Annotated in this window: 17 protein-coding genes and 1 other RNA gene; 5 read left to right on the forward strand and 13 right to left on the reverse strand. The window is 46.1% G+C overall.

From position 1 onward, the window contains the following. Positions 1–27: 27 nt before the first annotated feature. Positions 28–1,104, reverse strand: a complete 1,077-nt coding sequence (locus tag A4U59_RS13515) for a hypothetical protein (protein WP_066174041.1) — start codon at positions 1,102–1,104, stop codon at positions 28–30. Between the two features lie 78 nt (positions 1,105–1,182). Next, a complete protein-coding gene (locus A4U59_RS13520; RefSeq protein ID WP_066174044.1) occupies positions 1,183–1,953 on the reverse strand; it encodes an SDR family NAD(P)-dependent oxidoreductase in 771 nt (256 codons plus the stop codon). A gap of 271 nt (positions 1,954–2,224) precedes the next feature. On the opposite strand from A4U59_RS13520, the gene A4U59_RS13525 reads away from it, so the two are divergent. Continuing rightward, positions 2,225–2,782, forward strand: coding sequence for a hypothetical protein (locus A4U59_RS13525; protein ID WP_066174047.1), 558 nt, complete (start codon positions 2,225–2,227; stop codon positions 2,780–2,782). A 54-nt stretch (positions 2,783–2,836) separates the two neighbouring features. On the opposite strand, the gene ligD (A4U59_RS20935) is transcribed toward A4U59_RS13525, so the two are convergent. Genes ligD (A4U59_RS20935) through ku form a run of 3 tightly spaced genes read right to left on the reverse strand, consistent with a single transcriptional unit; the run spans position 2,837 to position 5,486 of the window. Beyond that, positions 2,837–3,739 (reverse strand): non-homologous end-joining DNA ligase, encoded by a 903-nt coding sequence (gene ligD, locus A4U59_RS20935; RefSeq protein ID WP_157888184.1) that lies wholly within the window; start codon positions 3,737–3,739, stop codon positions 2,837–2,839. Continuing rightward, on the reverse strand, positions 3,712–4,668 hold the full coding sequence (ligD, locus tag A4U59_RS20940; RefSeq protein ID WP_083270845.1) for a non-homologous end-joining DNA ligase: 957 nt from the start codon (positions 4,666–4,668) through the stop codon (positions 3,712–3,714). Before ligD (A4U59_RS20940) ends, ligD (A4U59_RS20935) begins: the two co-directional genes overlap by 28 nt. Next, complete coding sequence (gene ku, locus A4U59_RS13535) at positions 4,665–5,486, reverse strand: non-homologous end joining protein Ku (RefSeq protein ID WP_066174049.1); 822 nt, start codon at positions 5,484–5,486, stop codon at positions 4,665–4,667. The genes ligD (A4U59_RS20940) and ku overlap by 4 nt, the downstream gene beginning before the upstream one ends. A gap of 183 nt (positions 5,487–5,669) precedes the next feature. Between ku and yppF the strand changes: the two genes are divergently transcribed. From yppF to A4U59_RS13550, 4 genes are all read left to right on the forward strand, one after another. Further along, positions 5,670–5,882 (forward strand): YppF family protein, encoded by a 213-nt coding sequence (gene yppF / locus A4U59_RS13540; protein ID WP_066174051.1) that lies wholly within the window; start codon positions 5,670–5,672, stop codon positions 5,880–5,882. 364 nt (positions 5,883–6,246) lie between these two features. Then, the gene (locus A4U59_RS21090; RefSeq protein ID WP_106406343.1) at positions 6,247–6,402 is read left to right on the forward strand and encodes a cytochrome c oxidase subunit 2A; all 156 of its coding nucleotides are present in this window, start codon (positions 6,247–6,249) and stop codon (positions 6,400–6,402) included. 27 nt (positions 6,403–6,429) lie between these two features. Then, positions 6,430–6,903, forward strand: coding sequence for a cytochrome c oxidase subunit II (locus A4U59_RS13545; protein ID WP_066174057.1), 474 nt, complete (start codon positions 6,430–6,432; stop codon positions 6,901–6,903). After that, positions 6,900–8,549, forward strand: a complete 1,650-nt coding sequence (locus A4U59_RS13550; protein ID WP_066174060.1) for a b(o/a)3-type cytochrome-c oxidase subunit 1 — start codon at positions 6,900–6,902, stop codon at positions 8,547–8,549. The genes A4U59_RS13545 and A4U59_RS13550 overlap by 4 nt, the downstream gene beginning before the upstream one ends. A 209-nt stretch (positions 8,550–8,758) precedes the next feature. On the opposite strand, the gene A4U59_RS13555 is transcribed toward A4U59_RS13550, so the two are convergent. From A4U59_RS13555 to A4U59_RS13590, 8 genes are all read right to left on the reverse strand, one after another. Then, complete coding sequence (locus A4U59_RS13555; RefSeq protein ID WP_066174063.1) at positions 8,759–10,276, reverse strand: carboxypeptidase M32; 1,518 nt, start codon at positions 10,274–10,276, stop codon at positions 8,759–8,761. Positions 10,277–10,989: 713 nt separating this feature from the next. Next, positions 10,990–11,190 (reverse strand): hypothetical protein, encoded by a 201-nt coding sequence (locus A4U59_RS13560; RefSeq protein WP_066174066.1) that lies wholly within the window; start codon positions 11,188–11,190, stop codon positions 10,990–10,992. A gap of 101 nt (positions 11,191–11,291) precedes the next feature. Then, positions 11,292–12,434, reverse strand: coding sequence for a THUMP domain-containing class I SAM-dependent RNA methyltransferase (locus A4U59_RS13565; RefSeq protein ID WP_066174068.1), 1,143 nt, complete (start codon positions 12,432–12,434; stop codon positions 11,292–11,294). Between the two features lie 361 nt (positions 12,435–12,795). After that, positions 12,796–13,187: RNase P RNA component class B (gene rnpB, locus A4U59_RS13570), an RNA gene on the reverse strand. A 74-nt stretch (positions 13,188–13,261) separates the two neighbouring features. Continuing rightward, positions 13,262–13,555: a cell division regulator GpsB gene (gene gpsB, locus A4U59_RS13575; protein WP_066174105.1), complete on the reverse strand. Its 294-nt coding sequence runs from the start codon at positions 13,553–13,555 to the stop codon at positions 13,262–13,264. 75 nt (positions 13,556–13,630) lie between these two features. Continuing rightward, the gene (locus A4U59_RS13580) at positions 13,631–14,203 is read right to left on the reverse strand and encodes an SLOG family protein (RefSeq protein ID WP_066174070.1); all 573 of its coding nucleotides are present in this window, start codon (positions 14,201–14,203) and stop codon (positions 13,631–13,633) included. 77 nt (positions 14,204–14,280) lie between these two features. Continuing rightward, positions 14,281–14,496: a CotD family spore coat protein gene (locus A4U59_RS13585; RefSeq protein ID WP_425388906.1), complete on the reverse strand. Its 216-nt coding sequence runs from the start codon at positions 14,494–14,496 to the stop codon at positions 14,281–14,283. 354 nt (positions 14,497–14,850) lie between these two features. After that, a complete protein-coding gene (locus A4U59_RS13590) occupies positions 14,851–16,128 on the reverse strand; it encodes a ribonuclease H-like domain-containing protein (protein WP_083270846.1) in 1,278 nt (425 codons plus the stop codon).

The following is a 16,128-nucleotide window of genomic DNA, read 5'->3' on the forward strand; positions in this document are numbered from 1 at the left end:
GCATCAAAACAGGACTGTTTCATTCTGTTATAGCTTATTTAACATCTCCTGGATCTGTTGTGAAAATTGACTGGTGTCGAATGATGCAGATGCCGCATCCCTTATCCTTTCATCACGCAATGCCGCTCTCCTTCCGGCCTCTTTCAAATGGCCGATTCCTTCATTTATATATTTCTGATATAAGAAGTCCAGTTCATCGAGCTTCTCTTTATAGCGCATTTCAACAGAACTGCTGATGCATTCTTTGAACATATCCACCACAACATCCCCCGGGCGGAACGGTTCCTTCTTATGCGGCGATGTCCCATCGAATACAGCTGCAGCGATTGCAGGAATGGCGATCATATCAAGGCTTCCCGGGTCAAATGAACATGGATAGCGATCGACCCTCAACCCCAGTCCGGCCGCCTTTTCGGCTATTTTTTTCATCATTGTCGATTTCCCGCTGCCAGGCCGGCCTTTAATGATGATCCTTTTATCAAGACCTTCTGTTATATTGTCAATGAAATTAATTGGTCCATCCGGTGTTGAGGCCCCGAAAAAGATCGTCCGACCTTCACTTGCTTCCTTTCCGGGAACCGCATTCACGAACAAGTCGTCAAGCAAACGGCCGGTAACATCATCCGCCCTGTCAAAGTCCATTTCGCTTAAGTATATTTTTTCTTTTTCAATATGGAGCAAATGAGCCCGTCTGAAAGCGGAAACGAGGTTATCGAGTGCCTGCTGTTCTTCCCTTTCCCATTCAAGCGCTTGTGCTTTTGTTTCAGCAAGCTGTCCTTCATCATAGCTGATTTGCGGATTGATCGTCAGGGAGCGGCTGTTTATATCCGAACTTATCCTGTCTGCATCAAAAATCACCACATTCTTTTCCGGAATGGCAAGCCCTTCAAGGTAGCGGGTATTGAGAGGTGAATGGAAATACTCAAGTGACAGGCCCTCTTCCATCAATTTCAATGCTGCCTTTCTGATAAATGCCGACTTCGCCTCCCTCGACTTTCCTTCAACCAAAAAGGTCAGTGCGGCTGCATCGGCCAATTCCTGATGAAGGGACACATATCCTTTGCTTGAATATACTCCTGCATAATAGTTTTTTAGTGTAGACATAACATGCCTCCTGCAAGATTATTCTCAATCTTACAGTCAGCCTATGATAACAGCCCGGTTTTGGTTCTTCTGTATCGATCAGAACCCGTTGATGGTCATTCCGCCGTCCACAAACAGTGTTTGGCCAGTCACATAGTTGCCGGCTGAAGATGCCAAAAATACAGCCGGTCCGACCAGCTCTTCCAGTTCACCTACCCGGTTGAGAGGTGTTACCGACAGGATATCATTCAAGTACTCTTCATCTGACAGCAATTTTTCTGTCAATGGCGTTTTAAAGTACCACGGGCCGATTGCGTTGACATTGATTCCGTATTCTCCCCACTCGAATGCCAGGTTTTTTGTCATCTGTATGAGCGCTGCCTTGGTGGATGCATATACAACCCCTGTCCGAAGTGCAACCTTACCGGCGACTGACGTAATATTGATTATCTTACCGCCGCCTGTTTCTTTCATCCAGGCCCCCGCCTCCTGCGACATCAGGAAAGCGGATCTTAGGTTTGTGTCCATGATTGCGGTCCACTCTTCTTCTGTTACTTCGAGCGCCTTGCTTCGGATATTCATACCCGCATTGTTGACCAGAACGTCGATTTTTCTCCCTTCAACTTTCATTTTTTGGAATGCCCGGCTGATATCTTCGGGTTTTGTCAGATCGGCCTGGATCACAAGTGTTTTTTGCCCTATTTCCTGTACCGTTTCTGCAGTTGCTTCAAGGTCTTCTTGTGTCCGTGCAATAAGAATAAGGTCAGCACCCGCTTCCGCAAATCCGATTGCGACCGCCCGGCCAATCCCCCGGCCGGCACCGGTCACCACCGCAGTTTTTCCTTCAAGTTTAAATGACGGTAAATACATATTTGATTCCCTCCTATTTCAATTCCGTTATCCTTCTCCCATTTTATCAAACAGTGATATTCCTGTCTGTTTCGGTTTACTGACAGGAAGAACAGTGAACAATGCTAATATAAGAGAAATTTTTGAACCCTTTACGTAAGCGCTTTACTATTTGCTGAAAATTTACAACTATTTTATTATTCTTCTGGTTATTTACTCACCAAATATTTAAAGATAGACTAATATTTGTTACGTTCTATCTGTTTTAATACATACAAAGGGGGAACCAACCATGAAAAAATGGATGTTGCTTGCAGCACTGGCTGGAGCGCTTGTCATTGCCGGCTGTGCTCAGGAGGAAGAACCGCAAGAGGATACGGCTACTGAAGAAAACGGGGACACTGAAAACAACACGGACAGCGAAGATGAGAATGCTGAAGCCCAGGCTAAGTCGGCCCTTCTTGATTTCCAAATGGATCTTACAACTACACTGAAAAGCGAACAGCCCCTCATCAACGACTATTATGCACTGAAGGACAGCGAGGATGCCACTGATGAAGAAGTGAACGAAGCTCAGCAGCAGGCAAAAGAAGCAAGCACGAAACTTGCAGGTGAAATCCGCACAATCGAAGTCCCTGAAGATTTCGGCGAAGAAAATAAACAGACACTTGAAGAAGCAATCGGAAACCTTGCCCAATCCTACGAGACCCGGGCAGAAGCTATTGACAGCGGCAGTGAAGAACTTGCAACGGAAGCGGATGAACAGTTCGGCACCTTTGAAGAAGAAGTCGGCAAGGTTTACGACCAATACGGCATGCTTGCGCCGAGTTTCAAAGCAGAAATTGAATAACAAGATAAAAAGCTTTCGCACTGAGTTGCGAAAGCTTTTTCCTTTAACACCCGTTTACAGCGCCTTTATGATCTCTTTGATCCGCTCGTTCTTTTCATCAAAAAAACCCGCAAACGGCTGTTTTGCTTCAAGCCGTCGCAAGGCTTCGTCCATCGTATACATTTCTGGATCCAGCCCTTTTGTCACCTCTTCCCAGAAAAGCGGTGTTGCACAAAGCCCTTCTTCATTTCCCCTTAAAGAATAAGGTGCAATGATGGTCTTCCCTTCCGCATGCTGCACGACATCCAAATACAATTTGCGGCCGCGCTTCTTTTTTAGCCGTTCCACCGTAAACCAATCGGGCTCCTGTTCAATCAGATAGCTGGCTGTGAAATCGAGGAACTTTTTTGTATCCCTGTACGTTATGGAACAGTCCGGCAGCGGAAAATAGACTTGTAAGCCTTTATTGCCTGATGTCTTTACATAAGAGTCCAGACCAAGACGTTCCGAAAGATCTCTTACGATGAGGGCAGCCTCCACAGCCAGGGAAAAATCACGTCTGGACGGCGGATCAAGATCCAGTACTATTTCGCGGGGATTGCTTTCGCCGAGACGCTGGAATGGAACATGGAATTCCACGGCAGCCAGGTTGACAAGCCATAACATAGTGCTTAAGTCATCACAAACTATCGGAATATCCTCAATATTCTCTTTCTCCGCAAATGGCTTTTTAATAAACCCAGGTGCATGACCCGGCAGGTGTTTCTGGTAAAACGAATGGGCATCAATGCCGTCGGGGTAACGGATAAGGGTAACGGGCCGCCCTTTCAAAAAGGGGAGCATTTCATTAGAGGCTTTAATATAGTAAGCCAGCATATCCGCTTTCCTGATGCCAGGATTTTTAAAGAGCAGTTTGTCTGGATTGGAAATCTGAATTTCATTACTTTCTATTACGATCGTTCCGCTATCGTTTCCCATTCGCACTCCTCCCATGATGCATCGAACCTAAACCGGACGAACCGGGGCTGCCTTAAGGCAGACTGCGCCCATTCCAGGTACTGCAGATCGATGCAAATTGCAGGCTTCACCCAGATGGCTGTTTTGGTTTCCTTTTCGATATTTGAGTGGATGATGCCAGATAAAGCGGACCGCTCATCACTGGAAAGTCCGGCAGAAAACTTGCCGGCAATTTTGATCTCCCCCTTCTTATGCAGCCCTGCATAAAAATACCCGGTTCGCTTGTCTTTTCCGGCCACGAAAAACAGGGCGGTCCTCCAGTTTTTCCACTTCACCCAGTCAGCCGATCTTTTTCCTTCCACCCACCGGCTTGTTTTTCGTTTGGCAACGATTCCTTCACCTTTTTCAGCCTCGATAAGATTTTTCAGCTCAGTTCCTGATCCATATGACTGCACAAGACAAACTGATGGGGATTCCCCTGTCACTTCCTCCGGAAAACAGCTCATTTCCATAAACTTCCGCAGATACCGCCGGCGCTCTGTATAGGTGCGATCGTGCAGCAGCGTTCCTGCTGAGGACATGATATCGAAAATCGCCAGGACGGCCGGCTGCCCTGCTGCCCCCCTCCTGATCGTTTCCTTATTGGAAAGGCGTCCTCTCGTTTGGATCTCTGAAAATACAGCTTTGAACTTACTGGCCAAAATACAGATTTCTCCGTCCAGCCACACTGGCAAAGCCGGTTCGGCAAGTGCAGACCGGCTTATCAGCAATTCAGCTATTTCAGGAAATTTTGCTGTCAGGGCATTTCCGTTTCTGCTGAATAACTCCAATCCGTTTTTATCCCAATATACGAGGCAGCGATACCCGTCATATTTACACTCATATACCCATTCGTTTCCTCGGGGCAATTTTTCTGCAAGTGTTGGAAGCATAGGCTTTACCGGGTTCATGAACTGCTCGCTTTCTTTCGTTTCGCAGGCGCTTTCTTTTTCTTCTGCTTCGGCTTCGTCTCATCAATGCTTGCCTGTAATGCTTCCATAAGATCAGCCACATTTTTCTTCGGCGCTTTTTTCGCCACCTTGATATCTTCTCCGCTGATTTTTTGCTGAATGACGTCCATGAGGGATTCCCGGTAATCATCTTTATATTTTTCGGGTTCAAACGGTGCCGTAAGCTGTTCGATCAGCTGGATCGCCATTTTCAATTCTTTCTCGTTTAAATCGGCGCTTTCGGGGAGGGCGGGGATATGATCCGCATTCCGAACCTCGTCAGGGAAAAAGATTGTCTCGAGTACGAGGCTCTTTTCATATACCCTCACAACAGCCAGGTGCTGTTTTGATCGGATATTGATTTTGGAAATTCCGATTTTCCCCGAATCCTCCATCGCCTGTTTCAAGAGGGTGTAGGGCTTTGCTCCATTCTCATTGGGTCCGAGAAAATAAGATCGGTTGAAAAAAATCGGGTCAATCTCTTTCAAATCGACAAAATCAATGATTTCAATTGTTTTTCCTTCTTCTGTTTTTAATTCTTCAAAATCTTCTTCCTGAAGAACGACAAACTTGCCCTTTTCGTATTCATAACCTTTTACGATATCATCCATCGATAGGGTTTTCTCGCAGGCGGGGCATACCTTTTCGTATTTTATGGGACTGTGGTCTTCTTTATGGAGAGAACGCAATTTTATGTCTTTATCCTCAGTAGCCGCATATAATTTTATTGGGATGTTGACAAGCCCGAAACTGATAGCACCTTTCCAGATCGTATGCATGCTGAGACCTCCTTCTTTTGTTGCTTATTATGTGTCCAGGTTTCAGTGTCATACATCGATGTCTGTGACAAATGTCACTGGAATATTGTAAAATCGTGTCGGAAGTTAAAATTTTCTAACAGAAACGTTTTTCCGTTAAACATGCTATAGTGGTAATAAGAAATTTACTAAGGGGGAAGTTTCATGACAATCGAGGAACTTATTCGCCAATTTACCGACGTGAAAAAGAATCAGCCTGAAAGCAATGATGTATTGCTTGATTTTGTTCAGCAAAGTTATTTGAACGGCGAATTATCCATCGTTGAATATCGCCATTTCCTTCGGGAATTGCATGCGCGGGGTGCGCAAAAGCCGATATATGTAGAAACTCCGCCTGAAAAGCAGCTAGCTGAATAGAATATATCTGAATATATTCTTCTTAAAAAACGGACCTGTCATGGTCCGTTTTTTGGTTCCGAAAAAGCTTTATTCCGATTCCGTTACCCCGCGGGGTTATTTTTAAAAAAACAGCCCTTTTCCATCCGATCTGCTCCGCTGGCTATCCATTTTTCGCAGTTCATTCACATAATCTTCACATTTGCATTCCCTTATAAACCCTTGAATTCCTTGATGTATAGGCTTTTCACTATACGTTAAGTAAAAAACCATATATGAACGTTTTTTGAACGATGGTGAAACCGTATTCCATTTGTTTTCTCGTTTTATAAGATAAGTATAGTAGTTACCTTATGAACGAACTAATTTGGAAGGGGTGGATGGGATGTCACAACCAACCGTGAACAAAGAGCATCAATCTGCCGGGCCAAAGGTCCAGCATGATGAACCGCTGAAGGGGACGCTTATTTCCGTTTTCTTTGTCGGCGGCTTTATCGTTCTGACATGGGTAGGTGTATTTCTGTTATTTTTAGCACGTTAACGGGCGATTAAGGGGAGGAAACAAATCATGCATATGCATAAGTATGAAAAAATTTGGCTGTATTTCGGCGGCGGAGCGCTGCTTGTTTTCCTTATAGTAATTGGGGTCAGTGCATTTTATATGGGAAGCCAGCCGCCAAGCTGCCTGGTGACCGTCGATCCTGAAAATGTGGAGGCAACGGAGCCTTTTGATGAACCTGGCGTTAAGCAAATTGGCGAAAACGAGTATCAGGTGACGATGATTGCACAGGCTTTCAGCTTCTTACCGAATAAAATTGAAATTCCGAAAGGTGCGACTGTCCACTATACAGTCACAACGAAAGACGTTGTCCACGGCTTTGAAATCGCCGGCACCAACGTCAACATGATGTTGACACCTGGATACATCAGCACATATACCGAAACATACGATGAAGCCGGTGAATACTTAATTTTATGCAATGAATATTGCGGAACAGGCCATCAGGTGATGAGTGCCACTGTGGAGGTGATTGAACAATGAAAAACGGATTAATAAGTATAAACGCAAAAGATGCAAAGCTTAGCCTTGCTCACGTATATGTCGGTTTTGCCGCTCTTTTAATCGGCGCATTTGCAGGCTTGCTGCAGACTTTGGTACGAGCCGGCCTTGTAGAGCTGCCGGCCAAAATCGGGTACTATCAGCTTCTCACCGTGCATGGTGTGCTGCTTGGCCTTGTACTGACAACATTCTTCATTATCGGATTCCTATTTTCGGCGATGAGCAAAACGTCGGGAACATTTTCTGAGAGAGCTAGGAAAACCGGGTGGGCCGGCTTCTGGCTTATGACTGTCGGTGTTGTGATTTCAGCCATTTTCATCCTTTTAAATAAAGCGACAGTCCTTTATACATTCTATGCGCCGTTAAAAGCGCACCCTGCTTTTTACATCGGACTTACACTAGTCGTTGTAGGAAGCTGGCTCAGCGGATTCGCGATGTTTGCGCATTACAGGCGCTGGAAAAAAGAACATCCGGGCCAGGCCGGCCCGCTCTTGAGCTTCATGGCAGTCATTACTATGCTGTTATGGCTAATCGCGACACTTGGTGTGGCGGCGACTGTCTTGATTCAATTCATCCCTTGGTCCCTCGGTCTTGTTGACACGATCGACGTACTTGTCAGCCGCACCCTTTTCTGGTACTTCGGGCATCCGCTGGTATACTTCTGGCTGCTGCCGGCGTATATGGCATGGTATGTCATTATTCCGAAAATCATAGGCGGCAAGATTTTCAGTGATTCACTTGCCCGGCTGTCCTTTATTCTGTTTCTGCTCTTTTCTATTCCGGTCGGATTCCACCACCAGCTTGTAGAACCGGGTATCGATCCATTCTGGAAGTATTTGCAGGTTGTCCTGACCTTCATGGTCGTCATTCCGTCTCTGATGACTGCTTTTTCGCTCTTTGCCACCTTTGAAATGGCGGGCAGGGCAAAAGGCGCCCGCAGCTTGTTCGGATGGGTACGGAAACTCCCGTGGAAAGATGTGCGGTTCTTTGCTCCGTTTGTCGGCATGCTTTTCTTCATTCCGGCAGGAGCCGGCGGACTTGTCAATGCAAGTAACCAGTTGAACCAGGTTGTCCATAACACGATCTGGGTTACCGGTCACTTCCATTTGACACTGGCCACATCAGTCGTCCTTACGTTCTTTGGGATTTCATACTGGCTTATCCCTTCGCTTACAGGTCGAGTTCTGACGAAAGAAATGAATAAACTCGGGATCATCCAGACGATTCTCTGGTCAATCGGAATGTTCTTCATGTCCGGTTCCATGCACGCCGTCGGATTGCAGGGCGCACCGCGCCGGACATCGTTCACAACCTATTTCGATAATCCGATTGCGCAGGGCTGGATGCCGTACCACCTGGCGGCGGCGATCGGCGGTACGATTCTGTTCATGGGTGTTCTGCTTGTGATCTACATCGTGATCAACCTTGCATTCTTCGCACCAAAAGGCAGTGAAGAATATCCAATCGGAGAGGTCGCAGAACAAGCAGAAGCCACACCTATGATCCTCGAGAACTGGAAGCTGTGGATTGGCGTCACTGTCGCCTTGATTTTGTTCGCCTATACCATACCGTTCATCGACATGATTCAAAACGCACCTCCGGGATCAAAACCGTTTGTACTATGGTAATACGAAATGCGGAAAGCGCCGTTTAGCGGCGTACAGATAAGCAGGGCCGCCTGAAGAAAGGCGGTCTTTCCTTTCGCAAGGAGGCAATGCTTATCTGACAGCCGCTGGCGCCTGCAGCTGGACACTCGAAATGCGGAAGGCAACCTCTATAAGGAAGTTCCTAAAAAAGCAGGAGAATCAATTGATTCTCCTGCTTTTCACATGAACGATTACAAATTGTAAATCTTCCGGTATTTATCTTCGAGATATTCAATAAGCGGTTTTGCATCCAATTGTCCGCCTGTCGCTTCTTTCATAATCTCCAGGGGCTCCTTCATCTTTCCATGGCGGTGGACATGTTCTGTCAGCCAGTCCTTCACCTTCATGAACTCCCCTTTCTCAAGAAGTTCATCAAATTCCGGCAGATCCTTCAGCATTGCTTGGTTAAGCTGCGCGGCATAGATATAACCGAGGGCATATGAAGGGAAATATCCAAACATTCCGCCCGCCCAGTGGACATCCTGCAGCACTCCCTCCCCGTCATGCGCCGGCGTCACGCCAAGGTATTCCTCCATTTTTTCGTTCCAGATCCGGGGAAGATCCTTAACTTCGATTTCATCATTGAACAGCCCCTTCTCAATTTCATAACGGACCATGACGTGCAGCGGATAAGTTAGTTCATCCGCTTCAATCCTGATCAGGGACGGCCGGGATTCATTGATTGCCCGGTAAAAGTCATCCAAGCTTACATGGTCGAATTGAGGTGATGCCACTTTCTGAAGTTCAGTATAGTGCCGTTTCCAGAAGGAATGATTACGGGAAACAAAATTCTCCCAGAACAGCGACTGCGATTCGTGGATGCCCATCGATGTGCCGCCTGAAAGTGGCGTGCCGGCGAGCTCTTCAGAAATGTTCTGCTCATAAAGGGCATGGCCGCCTTCATGAATCGTGCCGAAAACGGCTGTCCTGAAGTCTTTTTCATCATAGCGGGTCGTCACTCTGACATCTCCCGGGTTCAGTCCGATTGCAAAGGGATGGACCGTTTCATCAAGCCTGCCGGCTTCAAAATCATACCCCATTTCTTTTAATACATGAAGGCTGAATTGCCGCTGTTTTTCTTTTGGAAAAGGGCTGAACAGGAAGCCTGTCTCCGGCTTAGCTTCAGCGTCCGCTATGTCTTCAACCAGCGGCACAATCCGCTCACGTAATTCTCCAAACACGTTGTCGATCATATCCACGGTTATGCCTGGTTCAAATAAATCGAGGAGGGTGTTATATTTGTTCCCTTCGAAACCCCAGTATCCGATAAATTTTTTATTGAATTCAACCAGCTTTTCAAGATAAGGGCGGAACATGCCAAAGTCAGCGTTCGCCCTGGCTTCCTCCCATACCGTTTCGGCCCGGGATTGCAGGACGGTATACTCGCGGTATTCATCGGCCGGTATTTTCCTATTGCGGTCATAGTCTTTTTTACTTTCCTTCAATGATTTTTTTGTGATCTCGGAAAGCTGTCCGTAAATTTCGCCGTCCGACAATTTTTCGATATATGTACCCATTTCATCTGAAGTCTGCAGGCGGTGGATCTCGCTTGAAATCATCCCGATGACCTCAGCGCGCTGTTCGGTCCCTTTCTTCGGCGCCCCTGTGCGCAAATCCCAAAATATGAGGGACAGCGCTTCATTATAAGCGGCAATCTTTTTCGCCAGTAATGTGTAGCCTTCTTCCAACTTCGTCATCTCTTCAGCCATGTTTCCACTCCTCCGGTTTCTTTATCTCTTTCTATTTCCATTTTGGCAGATAAACTCCTTTCCAACAATACAAAAAGCTATGTTGAAGAATGTTGTTGATTTGACACATTGTCAGGCTGTTTTCTGCTCCTTTCCGTTTCTCTCAAATCAAAGCAGGGAAAAATCACAGGACAATTTTTCATGAATCGTACCTCTATACCGCTGAGAACGGTTTTTCAAGGGTGATTCGCCTGGTAGCGCTACTCCAATCGGAGCAGTTCGCACTTACAGGGACGCCCCCTTATGAACCGAAGCCATATTCCGGTTGGTGCGTGCATGCATAAACCCTCGGTAACACACCGTATTTCCCTCATTCATGCGCGACCGGAGGGAAGCAAACGGACGTCGCAATTGTGTCCGTCGTGAAAGCTAGCCCCTCCAGCGGAAATCAACTTCCCATTTTTAAAAAACAATATATATGATCAGCTATAAGCCAGATTTATTCCATTAAACCAGCAATTATATAAGACAGAAAAAAACGCTCATTTGAGCGTTTCTTTTGCTAATCATGATATGATTTTATCTGGTCAATTCGGTTTCTAATTACATTGTCAATTTATCTTCTAATTGAAATTTTGTACTTCAAAAGCGTACCCGTTCATTATAATAATGTTTTTATATGCCATTACAGTGTCATTTGATATACGCTTTTAATTGCTTTTTCACTTAACCGGTCATTTCAAATAATGGTTCAACAGCTGGCTGTCCACCCCTGTTGCATGGGACAGGGCCAGCAAATATTCCGATTTTGCTGTATGAAGTTCAAGGAGCGCCCGTTCAATTTTGTCATGTTTTTGCTGGAGCATATCCAGTTCATGTTGAACGGATAAAAGCGCCGTTTGGATTTTTTGAAAGCATTCCAATGTATCAGTCATCGTTTTCCCCCTCTGCCATTGCTATATTACAGTTTATTCAATAAGGGAAAATTTATACAAATGTTCATTGTATTTAAGCATATAGAAGGGGAAAACAGCGGTCATTTGCTTCTGGGAGGGCGCGGACCCCAGAATTGATAATAATCCGTTTTGATGAAACCATTGAACAGCTTCCGTTTCTTGGTCGCCTTTTTTCCGTATAGTTTTTCGAACTCAGGATGGGATGTCAGTATATAAGCCGACCATGTATCAAGGGCTGCGAATGTTTCCCCCATCCGTTTATACATCGCTTCAACTTCTTTTTTCTCTCCGATCCTTTCACCGTAGGGAGGGTTGCTGACGATAACACCGAATTCATCCTTTGAAGTGAAATCGGATACTTGCATTTGCTTAAATGAAATCAAATCGGCGAAACCGGCTTCCATTGCGTTCTGTTTTGAAATCTCGATCATCTTATGGTCGATATCCGATCCGGTAATTGTCAGGGGCTGGTCGTAATCTGCCAGACTTTCCGCTTCTTCAAACGCTTCCTCCCACAGCTTTGCCCCGATGATCGGCCAATCCTCGGAAACGAACTCACGGTTAAAACCAGGGGCAATGTTCTGTCCGATTAATGCTGCTTCAATCGGAATGGTTCCCGATCCGCAAAACGGGTCGGCAAAAGGCCTGTCCGGCGTCCAATTCGTCAGTTTCACAAGGGCTGCAGCAAGCGTTTCTTTCAAAGGCGCTTCACCCTGACCTGTCCGATAGCCGCGTTTATGGAGACCAGAACCGCTAGTATCGATTGTAAGTGTCGCAATATCTTTATGAAGGGCGACTTCAATTCGGTAAAAAGGGCCGTCTTCATCGAGCCATCCGGACAGCCCGTGGTCTTCCTTCAGTTTTTCCGCCACTGCCTTTTTCACAATTGCCTGGCAGTCCGATACGCTGAAAAGCTTCGATTTCACAGATTTTCCGACCACCGGGAATTCCCCGTCAGCAGGGATGAATTCACCCCAGGGTAATGCTTTTGTTTTTTCAAACAATTCATCAAATGTCGTCGCCTTGAACTCACCGATTTTGAGCTTTACCCGATCTGCCGTCCTTAACCAGAGATTTGACCGGCAAATCGCTTTTTCATCGGCTTCGTATATTACTTTTCCGTTTTCAACCTGGACATCTTCGTAACCGAGGCTCCTGACTTCATCGGCGACAATTGCTTCGATTCCCATTGCCGCTGTTGCTATTAACGTAATGTTTGCCATATTATTTCCGCTCCTCCAAATGAGTCATCAGTTGTATTTTTCCCGAAACAGCCTGCATAAGTCAACCCGTTTGTCTCTATTCCCGTCATTTTCTTTATGTAATAAGAAAAGCGCAAGGCGCCTGCTTAGCGGCGTGCGCATAAGCGGGGGGACCCGCAGGAAGGCGGGTTTTCCTTCCGGAGGGGAGCACCGCTTATGACGATAGCCGCTGGCGCCTGGAGCTGGATGACTCCCTTCTCGCTTTTTATCCAGAAAGCAAAAATTTTATAATTTCCTTAACAATAAAAAAACTTCCGGATGCGGATGATCCGGAAGCTTCTGCTATGATTTAATCATGTGATATACAATACGACCAATAACGTTCTGTAAGCCATGTTTTGTACCTTTGTACTGCAAGCGGTGTCAACCTCGTACTCAGGCGGCAATCATCTATCTGCGGCAAACAGTCTGCCTGCCGTCCTTCTCTCCGTTTGATTCCTTCGAGAAGGCGCCCCTACCAATATTTGGGTTTCTCGCTCGAGGGGTTTACCTCGTTCCACTCCCTCCGTTTCCGGAAGGACTTCGTCACTGTGGCACTTTCAAGGTACCGGCACCATATCGCCGAAGCGACACAGGTGCTTTCCCTGCCGTTAGCCTGGCATCAGGCTACCCTGGCTTATGATTTCGCCAGGCACGAACACTACAGGCATCTCAGCCTGTGCGAGCATGGACTTTCCTCTATGCGGTCAAGCCGCACAGCGATTACCCGAACGTTATTGAGTTGTAATATCACAAGATTTAATTATAGCACATATTGATTAATTGTCAAGAATTCGACTAACAGCCTCTTATTCGTACAATTTGCTGCCGAATACGTGCTTTTCCAGATTCGATAAGCGCCTCAAAATGTCATAGTTGGTTGTATTGGCAGCTGGCTGGGGTTTCGGCGATTCTTCTGCCTGTTTTTTCAAGCGAAGGTTCTCCTGCTGCAGACGCTCGATTTCCTGATGGAATGTTTCATAATCTTTGATGACAAGATCAAGAAATTGGTCCACTTCATCCTGGTCATATCCCCTGAAGCCCGATTTGAAGTCTTTTTCCAATATTTCCTTAGCGGTTAAACGAATTTTATCTGAAAACATCATCATTCACCCCATATCTCTACCCTTTAGTATAACTTTTATTTTTTCAGATGATTCACGAATTGTCAATTTGATTCAACCATTCCAGAAATCAGGATTGTTTTCCTGCTCGTCCCTGATTGTTTCATCAATATCAAATGGCGTGATGAACATGAGTTCAGGGCCTGGCTTCTCCTCCCTCATCTTCCTGGCCGCCTCCACGATATATCCGGGGCTGCCGCCTCTTTCTTCGTCATATAGCACTAGTATCATATCACATTTATGAACCAGGAAATCATTCTTCAGTTGGAATTGGCCTGGGTTTTCATATTTCCGGCGGGTAATACTGTCGGTAAAATCGGCCTGTGACTGAATCAGCTGATAATATTCCTGATTGTTTTCACTCCATTTTTCTTCCTGTTCCAAAAAAGGTGTGATAAAGGCCAGCTTAAGATCAGGATACTCGTCTTTCAGCCCGATTACAGTTTCGCCTGCCCACAGTTCCACTCCAAGCTGGCCGGTGATGATCACCCATTCCAGTCCTTCATCTGCAAGGGACCGGATCCGCTTTTCCAGTGTTTTCTTTATGTATGGAAGACCTGGATGCTCATCGCTGAAAATACCAAGTTCATGCGCCTTATATCCGGTGACAGCTGCAACTTTTGCCATAATCGACCTCCCTTGTCCATTCAATCCGCCAAAAAAGAACTGACCGGCTCCGCCGAATCAGTTCTCAAATTCTGAAGTCACCTTCCCGGCATAAATGGCATCGGGCCGGGACCACAGTTGAAATGCTGATGTGATACATCTGACACTTGCGACTCCGTATGCGGGTAATAATGAAGGTGCTTATACATTTGATGGTTGATGTTTGCTGTATGGGACGGATGGATGTGAGGCACGTGGAATGTCTGATTCGTATGGTGTTCACAGCATTTTGTCGGATATACGATCGGTCTCATCATTTGAGGGTGCATAATTAAGCTCTCCTTTCACTGTAGTCACTATTAGCCTATGACTGAAAGGAAAGACATGTAATGAGTTAAGCACCTATTTTTTTCATTAAAATAAAGCAATAACCTGTCCAAACGAATTAAACAACAATACAGTCAAGCCGATCATCAAAAAAAACAAAACCATTAAAACCTTTTGCACCTTATCCTGTCTCCTCTTCCTATGAGATAACAACTGTATTTTACATGTTCGGACATCATTCTACAATACCTTTTATAATGTTTGCACAATTCAATTTATTGTTTGCTGCAAACGGTCGGATTTTGCGCTTACCCGGGGAATATTCCCCGGAGTTTCCTGCGTTATTCCCCTGATGATTTTCGCCTTAAGCGCTCGATTCTTTTCATGAATTCCGCTTTCTCCTTCTCTGCCTTATGTTTGAAAATGCGCTGGTTCGTTTTCCAGCTGCTGTATGCCTTTTCCGCATAATGGAGCGCTTTGTCAAAGTCCCTCCTGGTATGCTCATTGAACTTCGACAATTCAACGGCAATTTCCGGATCATGAAAATCTCCATCGGACTCCAGGCTGAGCCATATTTTTTCGGCATTCTCAAGAAGTCCGGCCTTTTTATAAAGCCGTGCTGCGCCTTTTTGAGCCAGCTTATAGACAGATGATTCCTTACGATTTATAAGCCCGTAACGATGCAGTGCTTCGTCTGCATGCCCAAGATCCTCTAGCCATCGCCCGATTTCATAATGTTCTCGATCGGTGATCGCCGCTCCCTCTGCAGCAAGCAATTTCCCCGATAAATGGGTGTAGAGGGTGACGAGCGAGAGAACATCCGTTTCATTATGTTCCATGATGCCTTTTACCGCTTCCGGATTCGGTTCTTTCAGAAAGTCGAAATAAAGCATCGGAGCCAGATAACCGGGGATGTCGGCATCCCGCTCGATACCGAGCACTTCTTCCTCTACAATCGACAGTTTCACCGCCGGCAGGCTGTTTTTCCAGAGGCGGCGGGATGCGTGTAGCAAATCATAATGACCGAAGGCCGGCAGTGCCGGGACAAGGTCCCTTATGAGGGTATGGCGGGTCGTGACCTGCGGCCAGTCAAACGCTTTGCCATTGTAGGTCACTAGATTTTTCAGCTCTTTTATGTCGCCAAGAAAGCGCTGGTACAAAGCCACCTCATGGCCGGGTCCAGGCAGGAAATATTGTGTTATGCTAACGGATCGATCGCTGACCCGGCCTATTCCAAGTAAAAATATGGTATTGCCCGCTCCGTGGCCGAGACCGGTTGTCTCCGTATCAAAAAACAGCATGTCGGAGGCTGCCCTTCCTGATGAGGAAAGGGGATGCTCCGTTTCATTGCGGTTCCACCCGGCGACAGCCGTGAAGATTTCGCCAAGTGAATAATGGCCGTGCCGGTAATCAAGCGGATACTCCTTTTCCCGGATCAGGATATACTGCCCTTCAAATTGGAATGGTGATGTTTGAAAGTTCTTCCATTCCTGCAAATACGGAATATCGATTGTTCCATCACCTGCCTGGTTACGATCAATGATTCCATCGACATTTCCCTTTTGTTCTGTACTGATATGTTTTTTATACCGGTTCAGTTTCCCTTTAAGTGACATCAT

Source organism: Bacillus marinisedimentorum (assembly GCF_001644195.2).
Lineage (GTDB): Bacteria > Bacillota > Bacilli > Bacillales > Bacillaceae_O > Bacillus_BL > Bacillus_BL marinisedimentorum.